Genomic DNA, 15,614 nt, shown 5'->3' on the forward strand with positions numbered 1-15,614 from the left:
CGCAGAGTGCCTGCCACTGCCGAGACGCCCGGGTCGTCGCCGGACCTGGAGCTGGATGCGATCCTCGCAAACCGCGCGATCCGGATCGTCGTCTGCTGCGGCTCGGGCGGCGTCGGGAAGACCACCACGGCCGCGGCTCTCGCGCTGCGCGCGGCGGAGGAGCACGGCCGGCGTACGGTCGTCCTGACCATCGACCCGGCCCGCCGGCTCGCCCAGGCCCTCGGCCTCACCGAGCTGGACAACACGCCCCGGCAGGTCAAGGGTCTCCAGCCGGACTCGGCCGAGCTGCAGGCGATGATGCTGGACATGAAGCGGACCTTCGACGAGGTCGTGCTCGCGCACACCGACCCGAAGAAGGCCGAGGAGATCTTCGCCAACCCGTTCTACCAGGCCATGAGCTCGACATTCTCCGGCACGCAGGAGTACATGGCGATGGAGAAGCTGGGCCAGCTGCGGGCCCGCGACGAGTGGGACCTGATCGTCGTGGACACCCCGCCGTCGCGCTCGGCCCTGGACTTCCTCGACGCGCCGGCCCGGCTGTCGCGCTTTCTCGACGGCCGGATGCTGCGCCTGCTGCTGGCGCCGGCGCGGGCCGGGGGCCGCAGCGTGTTCAACCTGGTCTCGGCCTCGTTCGGGCTGTTCAGCCGGACCGTGACGAAGATCCTGGGCGCCCAGCTGCTGACCGACCTGTCGGGCTTCGTGGGTGCGCTCGACTCCATGTTCGGCGGCTTCCGCGAGCGCGCCGAGCAGACCTACCGCGTGCTGCAGGCGCCGGAGACGGCGTTCCTGGTCGTCGCCGCGCCCGAGCCCGACGCGGTGCGCGAGGCGGTGTACTTCGCCGGGCGGCTCGCCGCCGACCACATGCCGCTGGCCGGCCTGGTCCTCAACCGGGTGGTGCCGGTCGCGGCGCCGAGCCTGGCCGCGGCCGATGCCCGGGCGGCCGCGGAGCGTCTCGACGGGCTCGGCGGCCACCAGGCGACGGCGGACGTGCTGCGCATCCATGCGGAGCTGGCGGACCAGCACGATCGGCAAGCGGCGGTCTCCGGCCGGTTCCTGCGCGCCCACCCGGGCGTGCCGGTCATCCGTGTCCCCGCCCAGCCCGCCGACGTCCACGACCTCGACGGGCTGCGCGCTATCGGTGCGACCTTCTGAGAGCCGGGCCCCCCGGTCCGGCTCGCAGACGGCAATCTGACACTGGAATATCTGATGATCAGCCGGTCGGGACCAGCTCCTTGGTCGTGTCCTTCTCGTTGCGGTCCATGGCCGCTTCGAACATCTTGCGCCAGCTGGGCACCTGCGGGTGACGGCGCAGCAACGCACGGCGCTCGCGCTCGGTCATGCCGCCCCACACCCCGAACTCGATCCGGTTGTCGAGGGCGTCCGCCAGGCACTCGTACCGCACGGGGCAGCTCCGGCAGATCCGCTTCGCCACGTTCTGCTCGGCGCCCTGAACGAACAGGGCGTCCGGGTCGCCATTGCGACACGCGGCGATGCTGGGCCAGTCGACGACCATGCTCATATTTCCTCTTCCCCCCTTGGACTCCCCCCGGGTCCATCCGCCGTGCTTGCCCCGGCGAAAAGCGCCCAAACCACGTCCCCCCATGGCATTCGGGTGCAGTTCGCCGGATCGCCCGGCGCGACAGCAGGGTCCCCGGCCACGGGAACCCCGAGAGGAGCTTTCCGGAACATCATGCTCTGTAGTCGTCCAGTTACGCAACGTTGTTGCACCAGGTTAACCGGCCATTTGCGATCCACCAAAGGGCCGATCGGGGCTAGTCCTACGCCACTACCGGGTGCGATTTGCCCAAAATGCCGACGGCCCCCGTGCCACGTGCCGCAGAATCGGAAATGGGTCAACCTCACGCTCGGTGTCACGCGTCTAGGACAACGAGACCGCCTCCATCTGGACGCGGCCTCATGACGGCGTCCCGTAGGCTGAGGAAGTGACCTGGATGCGCAAACGCGAGCACGGCCTGCTGCCCAATGCAGCTTCATTGCTGCTTTGTGGCCTCTTGGCGGGCCTTGTGGTTGCTGCGGCGGCGTTCCCGGCGGTTGCGATGTCGGGCCTGGCGGCGAAGGCCGGCTCCGACACGTTCGAGAGCCTTCCGACCGACATCGACGTCCTGCCGTCGCCCCAGATCAGCTACGTCTACGCCTCCGACGGCAAGACGCTGCTCGCGACGATGTACGACGAGAACCGCCGCGACGTGAAGATCGAAGACGTCGCCGAAGTCATGCAGAAGGCGATGGTCGCGGCCGAGGACAACCGCTTCTATCAGCACCGCGGCGTGGACGTGAAGGGCGTGGCCCGCGCGTTCGTCGCCAACCAGAACGCCGGCGGGCAGACGGAGCAGGGCGCCTCGACGCTCACGATGCAGTACGTGCGGCAGGCGATCGCCTACTCGGCCAAGACGCCGCAGGAGGTCGTGGACGCCACCGACAAGACGCCCACCCGCAAGCTGCGCGAGATGAAGTACGCGATCGACCTCGAGAAGAAGCTTTCGAAGAAAGAGATCCTGGAGCGGTACCTCAACATCGCGCCCTTCGGCCACGGCGCCTACGGCGTCTACGCGGCGGCGCACGTCTACTTCGACAAGGACCCCAAGGACCTCACGCTCGCCGAGTCGGCGCTCCTCGCCGGCCTGGTGAAGGCGCCCGGCACCAATGACCCAGCCACGGCCGAGGGCCTGCCGCGGGCGCTGGACCGCCAGAAGTACGTGCTCAACCAGATGGTCGGCATGCTGTACGTCGACCAGGCCACGGCCGACGCCGCCGGCAAGGAGAAGCTCACGATCGTCGGCAAGCGGACCCCGGAGGGCTGCGAGTCGATCCAGCGCCCCGAGCTCGGCGCCGGCTTCTACTGCGACTACCTGCGCCGCTGGTGGAACCAGCAGAAGGTGTTCGGCGAGGACGAGTTCCAGCGGGCGAACCGGCTGCGGGCGGGCGGATACACCGTCATCGCCTCGCTGGACATCGCGACGCAGACGGCGGCGTTCAAGTACGCCAAGGAGCAGCCGTTCGTCTCCAAGGACCAGCAGGTCAGGATGGGCAGCCAGAACGCGATGATGCTCGCGTCGGTGCAGCCCGGCACCGGCCGCGTCCTCGCCCTGGCCACCAACCGCAACTTCAGCAACGACCAGACGCAGAACGGCGCGAACACCAACCCGGACAAGAAGGGGCAGAAGGGCAACTACCCCAACACGACGGTGCCGATCATCACCGGCGACACCGACATCCCGGGATACCAGGCCGGCTCGGCGTTCAAGATGTTCACCGCGGTCGCGGCCCTCGAGTCCGGGCTCCCGCTCGCCACGACGATCAACACCGAGAAGCAGTTCGTCTCGGACTTCATCATCGGCCCCGGCCCGGCGACGTGTAACGGCAACCACTACTGCCCCAAGAACTCCGGTGGGCAGTCCGGCCCGTACAACATGTGGACCGGCTTCGGCAGCTCCATCAACACGTTCTTCGTGCCGCTGGAGCAGCAGGTCGGCGTCGACCACGTGGTCGACGTGGCCAAGCGCCTCGGCATCCAGTTCAACGCCAAGGAAGACGCCCGGCTCGCGGCCGACCCGAAGGGCTGGGGCGCCTTCACCCTCGGCGTGTCGGCGACGACCCCGCTGCAGCTGGCCAACGCCTACGGCACCCTCGCCGCCGACGGCGTCTACTGCGAGCCGTCCCCGATCAACGAGGTCAAGGACAACAGCGGCAAGAAGGTCGAGGGGCTCGACCCGAAGTGCAAGCAGGCCGTCGACCCCGAGGTCGCGCGGGCCGCCGTCGACATGGCCCGCTGCCCGGTCGGTGACCAGTCGGCGACGGGCAAGTGCGCCGGAGCCACCGCGCAGTACGCCCGCGACTTCGTGAAGCGGCCGATCGCCGGCAAGACGGGCACGACCGACTCGGAGAAGAGCGCCACGTTCACCGTCATGACCAAGCAGATGGCGGTGTCCGGCTTCCTGACCGACCCGGACTGGCCCGAGACCAACAAGGACATGAAGCACCCGCCGGTCAACTACGCGGCACTGGGTGTACTGCGAGACGGCTTGGCCGGCCAGCCGGTGGTCCAGTTCACGGCGCCGACCAAGGACCGGGCGCAGGGCAAGCTCGTCGACATCCCGTCGGTGAAGTGCCTCTCCGTCGACCAGGCCCGGGCCAAGGTCAAGCAGGCCGGCTTCTCGGTCTCGGTGGCGTCCGGGCAGGTCGCCTCCCAGTGCCCGCCGGGGACCGTCGACCGGACCAGCCCGGCCGGCTCGACCACCAAGGGCGGCGCGGTCCAGCTGGTCGTCAGCAAGGGCCCGGGCGCTCCGGCCCCGCCGTACGTCGGCGGTGACGGCGACAACGGCAACGGCGGCCGCGGGCACAACGACGTCTTCCCGAACGGGGACGTGCCCGACAACAACGGCAACGGCGGCTGCCCGATCCCCTGGGTCTGCTGACCGCCTGATCGAACGACAACAGCGGGCGTCCTCCGACCGGGGGACGCCCGCTGTTCTGCGCGGTGGGCACGGTTACGAGAGGAGCTGGGCCTTCACGATCGCGGCGACCCGGCCGCCCTCGGCGCGACCGGCGACGGCGGCCTGCGCGGCCTTCATCGCGGGGCCCATGCTGCCCGGGCCGCTGAACCCGCCGGCGGCGAGCGCCTCGCGCACGATGCCGGTGAGCTCCTCCTCCGAGAGCTGCTTGGGCAGGTAGCCGGCGATGACCTCCTCCTCGGCCCGCTCCTTCGCCGCCTGGGCCTCGCGGCCCGCGCCGGCGAACGCGTCGGCGGCCTCGCGCCGCTTCTTGGCCTCCTTGGTGAGCACCGACAGGATCTCGTCGTCGGAGAGCTCACGGGCGGACTTCCCGGCGACCTCGGCGTTGCGCACCGCGGCGATCGCCATCCGCAGGGTCGACGTCACCAGCTCGTCGCGAGCCTTCATGGCGTCGTGCAGATCGGACTCCAGGCGTTCCTTCAGCATGGGAAAAGTCTATCCAGCCGATCGGTGCTCATATTGCGTTGAAAAGCCGCCGGTACGCTGATCTGATGCGCTCGAAGACTGTTCTGCGACTCGCGGCCGGCACGGTAGCCGCCGGCGCCGCCACCTTTGCCTACGCCTCGCTCGTCGAGCGCAACATGTTCACCCTGCGCCGCTTCGACGTGCCGGTCCTCGCGCCCGACGCCGAGCCGCTGCGGGTGCTGCACATCAGCGACCTGCACATGATGCCCGACCAGCACCGCAAGCAGCGCTGGGTGGCCGAGCTGGCCGGCACCGACCCGGACCTGGTCATCGTCACCGGCGACAACATGGCCCACGTCGACGCCGTCCCGGGCGTCGTGCGCGCGCTCACCCCGCTGCTGGACCGGCCCGGCGCGTTCGTCTTCGGCTCCAACGACTACCGCGGCCCCGTGCTGAAGAACCCGCTGAGCTACTTCAACAAGCGCAAGCCCTACGTCCAGGGCGCCGCCCTCCCGGCCGAGGAGCTGCGCGACCTGCTGGCGGGCTCGGGCTGGGCCGACCTCAACAACGCCCGCACGACCATCAAGGCCGGCGGCCGCACGGTCGAGCTCCTCGGTGTCGACGACCCGCACGTCAACCGCGACGACTACGACGCCGTGGCTGGCCCGGCCGCCCCGGACGCCGACGTCCGCATCGCCCTGACCCACTCGCCCGAGCCCCGCCTCCTGGACCGCATGGCCGACGACGGCTTCGACCTGCTCCTGGCCGGGCACACCCACGGCGGCCAGGTCGCGGTCCCGTTCTACGGCGCCCTGGTCACCAACTGCGGCCTCGACCGGCGCATGGCCAAGGGCCTGCACCGCTGGCCCTACTCGCAGGCATACCTGCATGTCTCGGCCGGCCTCGGCACCCACCCGACCGCCCCGGTCCGCTTCGCCTGCCCGCCGGAGGCGTCGATCCTGACCCTGATCTCGCGATGACCGCCCAGGCCGCTCCGGCGCCGCGCAAGTGGCCGCGCCGCGCCGCCTATGCGGGCCTGGCCGGAGCCGCCGGTCTCGCCGTGCTGCTGCCGACCGGCACGGCCGGCGCCGGCTGGCTGCTCGCCGGCCAGGTGCTGGACGTCCGAGGCCCGCGGGTGTACCCGGTGCGCGTCCGCGCCCGCGCCGGTAACCGGATCACTTTGACCCGCACACCCGACACGACCCGCGACATCCCGCTCAGCTTCGTCTGGGCCACGGGCCACGCCCGCCTCGGCACAGTCCTCTCGGTGGACCGGGCAACCGTGACCCGCGAGGTGGCCGAGGTGACACGGGGCGCGCTGGTGACGGGCTTGAGGGGGTACACCTCGGGATATGTCTTCGAAGGCGACCCCTTGAGCGCAAGGGGCCTCCCGTTCGAGGAGGTGCAGGTCCAGGGCGAGCTCGGCGCGCTCCCCGCGTGGCTCGTCCCCGGCACGACCCCTCCGGACGACACCTGGATCATCGCCGTCCACGGCCGCGGCGCCCCGCGCGGCGAGGCCCTGCGCGCCCTGCCCACCCTGGCCGCCTCGGGCCACCGCACCCTCGTCGTCTCGTACCGCAACGACCAGGACGCCCCGCCCTCCGCCGACCACCGCTTCCACCTCGGCCACACCGAGTGGCGCGACGTGCAGTCGGCAATCGACTACGCCAGGACCAACGGCGCCCGCGACGTCATCCTGATGGGCTGGTCGATGGGCGGCGCCGCGATCCTCAACCTGCTCCGCGAGTGGGACCACGAGGGCTTCCTGCGCGCCCTGATCCTGGACTGCCCGGTGGTGGACTGGAACGCCACCCTGCACATGAACGCCCGCCAGCTCAACGTCCCGCCGATCTGGACCTGGACGGCCCTGAAGCTCATCCAGCACCGCCTGGGCGTCCACACCACCGACCTGGACTACCGCTCGCTGGCCGAGCGCATCGACGTCCCGACCCTGCTGTACGTCGACCACGACGACCGCACCGTAGCCCCCGCCCCGACCGTGGAGTTCGCCCACGCCGCCGCCGCACACGTGCAGCTCGTAGAAACCCGTGAGGCCGGTCACTGCCGCAGCTGGAACCTGGACCCCGACGCGTACGAGCGCCGGCTGGGCGACTTCCTGAAATCCGTGTAGCCCCAGCTCAACCCCGCTCACCCCGACACGGGGGATACCGAGTTGGAGGTGGGACGGGCGTGGGCTACGATTACTCGGCACGCTCGGGGTATAGCGCAGCTTGGTAGCGCGCTTCGTTCGGGACGAAGAGGCCGTCGGTTCAAATCCGGCTACCCCGACTTCGTGAAGTACCAGCTCAGGGCTGGTTTCCTGGAGACAGGGAACCAGCCCTGACTCGTTTGTTGATCTCCTCGGGGAGAATCTCGGGAGAAAATCTTGGTCACAGCATCCCGTCCAAGATCTTTACGGGCGATGCGGGCCGGATCTTCCGCCGCTCGCCGAACGCCGCTTCCCAGAGGTCCGTCAGACCGTCCGTGAGCCTCTGCCGCATCTCCGGCGTGGTGTGGGAGTACCGCGCCTGGACCGAGCCGTCCGAATGGCCGAGTTGCTCATCCATGAGCACCGGCGGGGTTGCCAACAGGATCATCATCGTCTTGTACGTGTGCCGCAGCCCGTGCGGCGTGAGGCCGGGCGCCACAGGCAGCCAGCACGCGTCAGCCCGACCCGCGGCGTTGCGACCCCGCACCGGAATGCCCGGCCACGGCTCACCAAGGAACGGAACCGGGCGGGGGTGCTTGCCGGATACCGGCCCGTCGCAGCCGGCTGAAACAGCCAGGACGCGAAGCCGCTCCGACGCCAGTGCGCAGCCAGGTCTCCGGTTTGGGCGCTTCGGACATAGCCGAGATCAGCGATTGCCTTTGACCACTGTCTCCCTGGTCGCTGGCTGTACTAGATCAAGGCGCCTCGGGCGCAGCCCGCGCTCGGTCAGCCAGCTCGGCGAGCAAGCGGCGCCCGCGCTACGCGCTGGCGCCGGAAGCCCGCCGGCCGGAAGCCCACGCACGGACCGTCTACGACAGCGCCTGATAGGAAGCCCAGTCAGCTCACGGGCGACGAGGGTTCAGCATCCTTTGACTCCGGTCCGCCGAGCGCACGACCGCAGCTCCCGTCAGACACCGGTCGCTGCGCTCCCTGCCGCCCTCGCGTCTGGTTGCGCTTTTGCCTCCGGCGGGGCCTCCAGCCGGGGGCCTCGGGGTTCCGGAGGGGCTGGAGCAGCTGCGCGTGAGCGTAGGGGTCAGTTTGGTGTCTGGACACGCTCAGCCAGCCACCCGTGCAGGAGCGCCACCTGGTCACGGCTCGCCGACCGCAGGACGGCAACGAGCCCGAAGAACAGCAGCGTCGCCACCAACGCACATCCAGCGACCAATGCCGGCAGTCCAGCGGCATCAACGTGGCCAGCGATCGCCTGATAGCCCGCAATCGCCGCACCACCGACAAGCGCAAGCACGAAGGCGCCCAGCCAGATCGCCCCAAACACTTGGGCCGTCAAGGGCCAGTCGATGTCGTAGTACACCACGCAGCCGGTGGGTGTGGCCCGCAGCCAGCCCTGAAGAGCGGTCGGTGACCAGATTCCAAGGCCCGCGTGCATCGCCACCAACTCGATCTTGTCTTGGCGGACGTTGCCTCGGACTACTCCAGCCGGGCCGAGGCTCGCACCGAACGTTCCGCGGTGGCCTTGCAGGGCATCGTCCAGCCGCGCACGTACGACGTCGACAGGCAGAGACGACGAAACCGTGAAACGCCGCCCCTGCAACAAGCCCATATGGATCGAGGACCGATCAGGAAGCAGCGCGACGGGCGGCCAAGACATCGGTGTCGAGGCGGATCGCGAATGGGGCGTCAGACTGCAAGGTCTCGCCAGCGCGGGCTACCGCATGCTCGACGTAGTGCTCGCCGTCCAGGCGCAGTAGCCGCAGCGTCACCGCGGCCGGGTCCTCGGGCTCGATCAGCATGTACCAGCCGATTCGATCGGCGGCATACAGCTGCATCTTCACAAGCCGGTCCGTCGCCGCGTTGCTGGGCGACACGATCTCGCCGACCAGGGCCACATCCACCGCATCGATCGTCGACCCGTCCTCGACATCCGACACCACGAGATCCGGGATGACGATCCGGCCTGTACGAAGGCGAACGTTGACCGCCTCGAGGACCAGCAGCCCGGCATCCCCGGCGCCGGCGTCCAGAGCGTTCGCGATACGGCGGGACAGGATCTGGTGCCGAACCCCCGGCGCCGGACTCACCAGCAGGCTCCCATCGATCAACTCGACCCGGTTCGGCGTCTCCCCGAGCGCGAAATACTCGTCCTCGGTCCACGGCTCCGGATGCTCCAGCACGTCCACGCTCATCGGCGACTCACCCCCACCCGAACAGCGTCCCACGAGCGCCCCTCACCAGGCGACAACCGGCCACCCGCTTGGGAGAATTCTGGGAGACGATCTTGCGAAAACGACACACAAAGCCTGATCCGCACCCACACGGACCGATACCCTGACCTGCGCTTTCGCAAGATCTCCCAGTACAGCAGGCCTCTTTGACCTACTTCGGGACGAAGAGGCCGTCGGTTCAAATCCGGCTACCCCGACTTCGTGAAGTACCAGCTCAGGGCTGGTTCTCTGACTCAGAGGACCAGCCCTGGCTCGTCTCTTGATCTCCGTTCGGAGCAATTTCGGAGACGATATTGTCCGGCAGCATCTCGTCGAGAATGCCCATCGGTGATCTGGGGCTCATCGCTGCTCTTGCCGTGAGTGCCGCCGTCAAGGCGCCTGCGGTGCAGCCCACGCACGGACCCTGCGGTGGGAGCGCCTGATAGAAAGCCCGGCCAGCTCGGGGCCCACGATGGTTCCGCAGCCTTTGACTCCGGTTCGTCGGGCGCAGGTCTCGCCGCGCACTCGCCGTCCAGGCAAGGCCAAAGGGCCGACGGGCATACGGCGGGGCGTGGCCGGCCTCACCCTGCTCGTCAAGGGCTGGACCGCTCCTGCTCGAACTCGGCTTTACGGCGTGCCAGGTAGGCCGACCAGTCGGCGCGGGCAGCGATGACGTCCTCGATCGACAACTTGATCACCGCACAGTGCCCGATCGAGCAGGCCCGGGGCATGGAGGCGTCGATCAACGAGATGCCCTGGATCTCGTCGCCGTCAACGGACGTGCACAGCACCGGGTGGAACGAGCAGTCCTCATAGACGTCGCCCGGCCGGATCTCGCCGGGCTGGTCCTTCGTCACGATGTGGATTGTGGCCGATCAAGACCTGGTGCGGCGTACAGCCAACGCGTCCGTGTCGAGATCACGAGGGGCGGCGCGGATTCGTCCGGGTGGCTGGGCATCGCCGAGACGGTGCCGGTCGACGTGCAGGTAGCGCAGGACCGAGCGCCGTACCGCCTCGACTAGGTGACCGGAAAGGAGTCCTCGAAGTCCAGGCGGCCCGGGGCGGTGGCTGTGTCGATCATGAAGGCGGGTATGTCGTCGCGGGTGGTGACGGTCAGCTGCATGGTCAGCACCCAGTCGCCGGTGTCGAGGCCGAGGAGGTGCTGCTCCTCCGTGGATGCGGGCCGGGTCGAGACGCGCTCGGTCGCGTGACTGTACTGCAGGCCCTTGCGGACGTGCAGGTGCTCCTTCAAGCCCCGTGGCAGCGGGTCGCCCAGGACGATGCCCGTCCCGGCGGCCAGCGCTGCGGGGACGTAGTACGTGCGCAGCTCGACCGGGCCGGCACCGGCGCCGCTCACCAGATGCCGGCGCATCACGACAGGCGTGCCCTGTGCGAGGCCGAGTGCGGCGGCGGCCGTCGCCGGGGCCGGGACCTCGGCGGCGTCGAGCACGCGGACCGAGCCCTCCGCGTCGGCGGCCAGCAGTGTGGCGGCATGGGTCGGCACCGCGCGGGGTGGGGCGGGCTTGCCGCGGACGAAGCGGCCCTTGCCCTGGTGGGACTCTATCCAGCCGGCGTGGCGGAGGATTTCCAGTGCGCGTACCACCACCGGGCGGGAGGCGCCGAACTCGGACATCAGGACGGTTTCGCTCGGCAGCATCAAGCCCGGGCCGTATGTGCCGTCCTCGATCCGGGCCTGCAACGCGGTCACGATCTGGATGTACTTGGGCGGCCTGACATCGAGCTGCACCGAGCCCACCGTTCCTGGAGCCGACGACATGGCATTGCCGGAAACCTATCGGCATCGGCCGGTCGCCGGAACGGGGGTGCGCGGGTCAGGCGTTCTGGCCGGCCACCGTCCAGCGGGTTTCGAACTGCATGCGTTGGCAGCGGTCGTCCGTGTCCGGGTTCAGGGTCACGGCCGAGCGCAGGACGATCGTCACCTCGGCCAGGGACGGGATCCGGTACGCCGCCGGATGCTCGTCGATCGCGAAGACGGGCGTGGTGGCCACGGTGAGGCGGTCGGTGCAGTAGGCGCGGGTCGCGTCGTCGTCCGGGGTGGTGCCGGCCTTGACGACTTTGGCGGCGGTGGCGGCGGGGGTGATGGAGGTGATGGTCATGGCCACGCGGTTCGGGTTGGCGACGCGCATGGTGATGTCGGCGCTGTGGCCGGGGAAGAGGCCGTCCTCGCTGTCGAAGACGGAGTGGACGCTGCCCTCGATGACCACCAGCGGCTTCAGGCCACCGGCGCGGCCGTCGGGGACCCTGGCCTGCGTGGACTTGAACAGGCCGTCGAAGGCCCAGCCCGACGCGCCGATCGTGGCGGCCAGGCCGGCGGCGGTCAGGAGGGTGCGCAGCTCGGCGAGTGTCATGCGGCCGGGGACCCGGTGACGGCGGGGGCGGCGGTGGCCACGGGGGCGGCGACGGTGGACTCGACCACCGGTTCGGCCGCCGGGACCTCGGTGGCCTTCGGGGCGGCTGGCTCGGTGGTCGGCGGGGGAGCGGGAGCGGCGGTGGTCGCAGCGGGGGCGGCGGTGGTCGGAGCCGGAATCGGGGCGCCCGCCTGGGCCGGGGGCTTGCCGATGCCGATGATGGTGCCGTTCTTGGCCCTCGTCGGGTTCCGTACCACGGGGGCCGAGACGGGGGACGGGGTGCCGGCCGAGCCGCCGGAGCCGCCCGGGTTGCGCGTCACGGCGGGAGCGGCGGCCGCGGTGGACTCCTCGACGGCGGCCACCGGTGACGGGGAGGCCGGCTGGGCGAACTGGGCGGCCTGGCCCAGGACCAGGACGTCAGTGGCGGCGGTCCAGCCCGAGCGGGCACCGGCGGGGGCGGCGGCCCAGGCGAGGGCGGCCAGCGTGGCGGTGACGGCGATGACGATGTGGCGGGGTTGCTTGGGGACGCGCACGGGCTGGCCTTCCGGTACAGCAAAAATATCGACAACCGGAAGTTTGCGCAGGTCAGGGCGATTGCACTACTGGTTGACCGGTCGGCCGGGGGCCGTCGAGCGGTGTAACTCTTTCGTGTTTGCGCAGGTCAGCGCCGATGTAGGAGCCCGCGGGGAGTGACGGCCGTCGGGCGGATGTCACTCCCCGGTGGGTGTCGTCAGTACGACTTCTCCTGGCCCAGGAGGTGCTGGGAGACGAAGTTCAGGATCATCTCGCGCGAGACGGGCGCGATCCGGCCGGCTCGGACGGCGCCGAGCAGTGTCGACACGCCGTATTCGGTGGTCATGCCGTTGCCGCCCAGGGACTGGATCGCCGTGTCGACGGCCAGGGCGGCGGCCTCGGCGGCGGCGTACTTCGCCATGTTCGCGGCCACGCCCGCCTCCAGGTCGCGGCCGGCGTCGTAGAGCGTCGCCGCCTTGGCGACCATCAGGCGGGCCAGCTCGACCTGGATGTGGGCGTGCGCCAAGGGGTGCGCGACGCCCTGGTGGCTGCCGATCGGGCGGCCCCACACCGCGCGGGTCGCCGTGTAGGTGGAGGCGCGCTCCAGGGCGTAGCGGGCGGTGCCGCAGGCCATGGCGGCCACGGTGATGCGCTCCGGGTTCAGGCCGGAGAAGAGCGCCGCGAGACCGGCCTCCGGGTCCTCGCCGATGAGGGCCTCGGCGGGGACGCGCACGTCATCGAGGTACAGCTGGAACTGGTTCTCCGGACTGACGATCTCCATGTCGATCTTCGTCGCGGTCAGCCCCGGTGCGTTGGCCGGCACGACGAAGATGGCCGGCTTGAGCTTGCCGGTGCGCTCGTCCTCCAGGCGGGCGACGACCATGATCTTGTCGGACTCGTCGACGCCCGAGATGTACACCTTCCGGCCCGTCAGCGAATAGCCGCCGTCGAACGGTTTGGCGACTGTCGTCAGCCGGTGGAAGTTGGAGCCCGCGTCCGGCTCGGTGATGGCGAAGCAGACCTTCAGCGTGCCGCCCGCGAAGCCGGGCAGGAGCGACTGGCGCTGCGCCTCGGTGCCGTGCCTGGCCACGATCGTGGCGGCGATGGCGGGGGAGACGACGAGCAGCAGCAGGGGGCAGCCGGCCGCGGCCAGCTCCTCGCAGACGATCGCGAGCTCGGTGATGCCGCCACCGCCGCCGTCGTACTGCTCGGGCACGCTGACGCCCAGGTAGCCGAGCTTCGCCGCCTCCTGCCACAGCTCGTCGGAGTGCTCACCGGCCTTGGCCTTGCGCACGAAGTACTCGTGGCCGAAGCGCTTGCCGAGCTTGGCCACCGCGTCACGGAGATCCTGCTGCTGAGGGGTGGGGTCAAAATCCACGCGAAACTCCAAACGACTACGAGGGGGAGAGCACCGCCAGGAGTGCACCGGACTCGACCTGCGAGCCGGCCGCGACCCGCAGGTCGCTGATGACGCCGTCGGTGGGGGCGTGGACGGGGTGCTCGAGCTTCATCGCCTCCACCGTGAGCAGCAGTTCGCCGGCCGCGACCCGCTGCCCGGGGACCACCAGCACCCGGCCGACCGCACCCGGCAGCGGCGCGACCAGGGAGCCTTCGGGCTGGTCGGCGGACGGCAGCGGATACCGCGGCAGCTCCGTCAGCGTCACCGAGCCCTCGGGACTGTCTACAAAGGACATGCCGTCGACCTCGTGCACCGCGAACTGCAGCCGCACGCCGCCGACGTCGAGCACGACCCGCTCGCCGGTGGCGCTGAGGATCGCCGCCGGCGGGTGGTCGGGTGCACCGGCCGGGTCGAGCGCGGCGCCGGGCAGGCCGATGTCCTCGGGGTCGATGCGGCGCACGGCCCACGCGGCCAGGTCGTTGGCCCGGTCGATGCGGTAGCCGACCTCGATGGTGCCGGTCGGGCCCTCGTACACCACCGTCTGCAGCGCGCTCGGAACGTTGCGCCAGCCCGACGGCAGGCCGGGCAGCAGCGCCGTCTTGGCCCGGCGGGCGGCGCCGGCGAGGGCCGCGGCCAGACAGGACAACCGCACCGCGTCCACAGAGGACAGCAGCGGCGCGAAGACCTCGGGGTGACGATCCAGAAAGCCTGTGTCGGTACCCCCGGCAAGAAACGCCGAATGCCGGAGCACCCGCACGAGCAGGTCCCGGTTCGTCGTCACACCGTGGATCCGGGCGCGCGCGAGCGCACCGCCGAGCATCCGGGCCGCCTCGGCCCGCGTCGGCGCCCACGCGATCAGCTTGGCCAGCATCGGGTCGTAGTGCACACCGATGACGGAGCCGTCGGCCACGCCGGAGTCGAGGCGAAGACCGGGGGCGGACAGCGGGCCGAAGGCGTGGGTGACGCCGGGGACGTCGAAGCGGTGCAGCGTGCCGGTCGACGGCATCCAGGCGTAGGCCGGGTCCTCGGCGTAGAGCCGGACCTCGATCGCGTGCCCGCGCAGCGGCGGCGGCCCGTTGAACGGCAGCGGGCTGCCCTCGGCCACGACCAGCTGCATGCGGACCATGTCGACGCCGATGACGCACTCGGTCACCGGGTGCTCGACCTGCAGGCGGGTGTTCATCTCCAGGAAGAAGAACTCGCCGGTCGGGGCGAGCAGGAACTCCACGGTGCCGGCGCCGACGTAGGACACCGCGCGGGCGGCCGTGATCGCCGCCTGGCAGAGCTTCTCGCGCAGGACCGGGTCGACGGCCGGGGACGGCGTCTCCTCGACGATCTTCTGGTGCCGCCGCTGGATCGAGCACTCGCGCTCGCCGAGCGGCACCACGTTGCCGTGCGCGTCGGCCATGATCTGGACCTCGATGTGCCGGGCCCGCTCGACGTAGCGCTCGCAGAACACGGTCCCGTCGCCGAACGCCGCCGCCGCCTCGCGCCGGGCCGCGGCCACCGCCTCGGCCAGGGACTCGCGGTCGCGCACGATCCGCATGCCCCGCCCGCCGCCGCCCGCGGACGCCTTGACAAGCACCGGGAAGGTGTCGACGTCGTCCGGCTCGACGGCCGTCGGCAGCATCGGCACGCCGGCCTCGGCCAGCAGCGCCTTCGCCTCCAGCTTCGAGCCCATCATCGCGATGGCCTTCGGCGACGGCCCGACCCAGGTCAGCCCGGCGTCGATGACCGCCCGCGCGAACTCGGCGTTCTCCGACAGGAAGCCATATCCCGGGTGTACCGCATCCGCCCCACACTTCCGCGCGGCGGATATGAGCAGATCGCCCCGCAGGTAGGTGGCGGACGGCGAGTTGCCCGGCAGGTGCACGGCATAATCGGCCTCGGCGACGTGCGGGGAGTCGGCATCGGCGTCGGAGTAGACGGCGACCGTCTCGACCCCCATCGCCCGGCAGGTGGCGAACACCCGGCGGGCGATCTCGCCGCGGTTGGCTACCAGCAGCCTTCTGATCACTGCAGTTC

Annotated in this window: 14 protein-coding genes, 1 tRNA gene and 1 pseudogene; 5 read left to right on the forward strand and 11 right to left on the reverse strand. The window is 70.4% G+C overall.

Annotated elements, in window-relative coordinates:
- The first annotated feature begins 6 nt into the window (after positions 1-6).
- On the forward strand, positions 7-1,152 hold the full coding sequence (bagB, locus tag Dvina_RS02875; protein ID WP_223100821.1) for an ArsA family ATPase: 1,146 nt from the start codon (positions 7-9) through the stop codon (positions 1,150-1,152).
- Between the two features lie 58 nt (positions 1,153-1,210).
- On the opposite strand, the gene Dvina_RS02880 is transcribed toward bagB, so the two are convergent.
- The gene (locus tag Dvina_RS02880; protein ID WP_223100822.1) at positions 1,211-1,519 is read right to left on the reverse strand and encodes a WhiB family transcriptional regulator; all 309 of its coding nucleotides are present in this window, start codon (positions 1,517-1,519) and stop codon (positions 1,211-1,213) included.
- A 433-nt stretch (positions 1,520-1,952) separates the two neighbouring features.
- On the opposite strand from Dvina_RS02880, the gene Dvina_RS02885 reads away from it, so the two are divergent.
- Positions 1,953-4,436, forward strand: coding sequence for a transglycosylase domain-containing protein (locus Dvina_RS02885; RefSeq protein WP_380027288.1), 2,484 nt, complete (start codon positions 1,953-1,955; stop codon positions 4,434-4,436).
- 72 nt (positions 4,437-4,508) lie between these two features.
- Here the strand turns inward: Dvina_RS02885 and Dvina_RS02890 are convergent, their stop codons facing one another.
- The gene (locus tag Dvina_RS02890; RefSeq protein ID WP_223100824.1) at positions 4,509-4,958 is read right to left on the reverse strand and encodes a GatB/YqeY domain-containing protein; all 450 of its coding nucleotides are present in this window, start codon (positions 4,956-4,958) and stop codon (positions 4,509-4,511) included.
- A gap of 65 nt (positions 4,959-5,023) precedes the next feature.
- Here Dvina_RS02890 and Dvina_RS02895 point away from each other — a divergent pair, with 65 nt between their 5' ends.
- From Dvina_RS02895 to Dvina_RS02905, 3 genes are all read left to right on the forward strand, one after another.
- Positions 5,024-5,917 carry a metallophosphoesterase gene (locus tag Dvina_RS02895; protein WP_223100825.1) on the forward strand — a complete coding sequence of 298 codons (894 nt, stop codon included), beginning with the start codon at positions 5,024-5,026 and terminating at the stop codon, positions 5,915-5,917.
- Positions 5,914-7,068, forward strand: coding sequence for an alpha/beta hydrolase family protein (locus tag Dvina_RS02900; RefSeq protein ID WP_223100826.1), 1,155 nt, complete (start codon positions 5,914-5,916; stop codon positions 7,066-7,068). The genes Dvina_RS02895 and Dvina_RS02900 overlap by 4 nt, the downstream gene beginning before the upstream one ends.
- An 84-nt stretch (positions 7,069-7,152) precedes the next feature.
- Positions 7,153-7,226, forward strand: a tRNA-Pro gene (locus Dvina_RS02905).
- 101 nt (positions 7,227-7,327) lie between these two features.
- Here the strand turns inward: Dvina_RS02905 and Dvina_RS02910 are convergent.
- The 9 genes and pseudogenes from Dvina_RS02910 to Dvina_RS02950 all read right to left on the reverse strand — a co-directional run.
- Positions 7,328-7,803: pseudogene (locus Dvina_RS02910) on the reverse strand (LacI family transcriptional regulator); the annotation flags it as partial.
- A gap of 376 nt (positions 7,804-8,179) precedes the next feature.
- Positions 8,180-8,707, reverse strand: coding sequence for a hypothetical protein (locus Dvina_RS02915; protein WP_223100827.1), 528 nt, complete (start codon positions 8,705-8,707; stop codon positions 8,180-8,182).
- A gap of 16 nt (positions 8,708-8,723) precedes the next feature.
- Positions 8,724-9,290 (reverse strand): Uma2 family endonuclease, encoded by a 567-nt coding sequence (locus Dvina_RS02920; protein WP_223100828.1) that lies wholly within the window; start codon positions 9,288-9,290, stop codon positions 8,724-8,726.
- Between the two features lie 611 nt (positions 9,291-9,901).
- On the reverse strand, positions 9,902-10,165 hold the full coding sequence (locus Dvina_RS02925; RefSeq protein ID WP_223100829.1) for a hypothetical protein: 264 nt from the start codon (positions 10,163-10,165) through the stop codon (positions 9,902-9,904).
- A gap of 161 nt (positions 10,166-10,326) precedes the next feature.
- Positions 10,327-11,055, reverse strand: a complete 729-nt coding sequence (locus Dvina_RS02930) for a GntR family transcriptional regulator (RefSeq protein WP_223100830.1) — start codon at positions 11,053-11,055, stop codon at positions 10,327-10,329.
- 85 nt (positions 11,056-11,140) lie between these two features.
- Positions 11,141-11,677, reverse strand: coding sequence for a hypothetical protein (locus tag Dvina_RS02935; protein ID WP_223100831.1), 537 nt, complete (start codon positions 11,675-11,677; stop codon positions 11,141-11,143).
- The gene (locus Dvina_RS02940) at positions 11,674-12,210 is read right to left on the reverse strand and encodes a hypothetical protein (RefSeq protein WP_223100832.1); all 537 of its coding nucleotides are present in this window, start codon (positions 12,208-12,210) and stop codon (positions 11,674-11,676) included. Before Dvina_RS02940 ends, Dvina_RS02935 begins: the two co-directional genes overlap by 4 nt.
- A 197-nt stretch (positions 12,211-12,407) precedes the next feature.
- Positions 12,408-13,568, reverse strand: a complete 1,161-nt coding sequence (locus tag Dvina_RS02945; protein WP_223100833.1) for an acyl-CoA dehydrogenase family protein — start codon at positions 13,566-13,568, stop codon at positions 12,408-12,410.
- Positions 13,569-13,584: 16 nt separating this feature from the next.
- Positions 13,585-15,606: an ATP-binding protein gene (locus Dvina_RS02950; protein ID WP_223100834.1), complete on the reverse strand. Its 2,022-nt coding sequence runs from the start codon at positions 15,604-15,606 to the stop codon at positions 13,585-13,587.
- Positions 15,607-15,614 lie beyond the last annotated feature (8 nt).

The sequence above is a fragment of the Dactylosporangium vinaceum genome (assembly GCF_019904175.1).
GTDB classification, from domain to species: Bacteria; Actinomycetota; Actinomycetes; order Mycobacteriales; family Micromonosporaceae; genus Dactylosporangium; species Dactylosporangium vinaceum.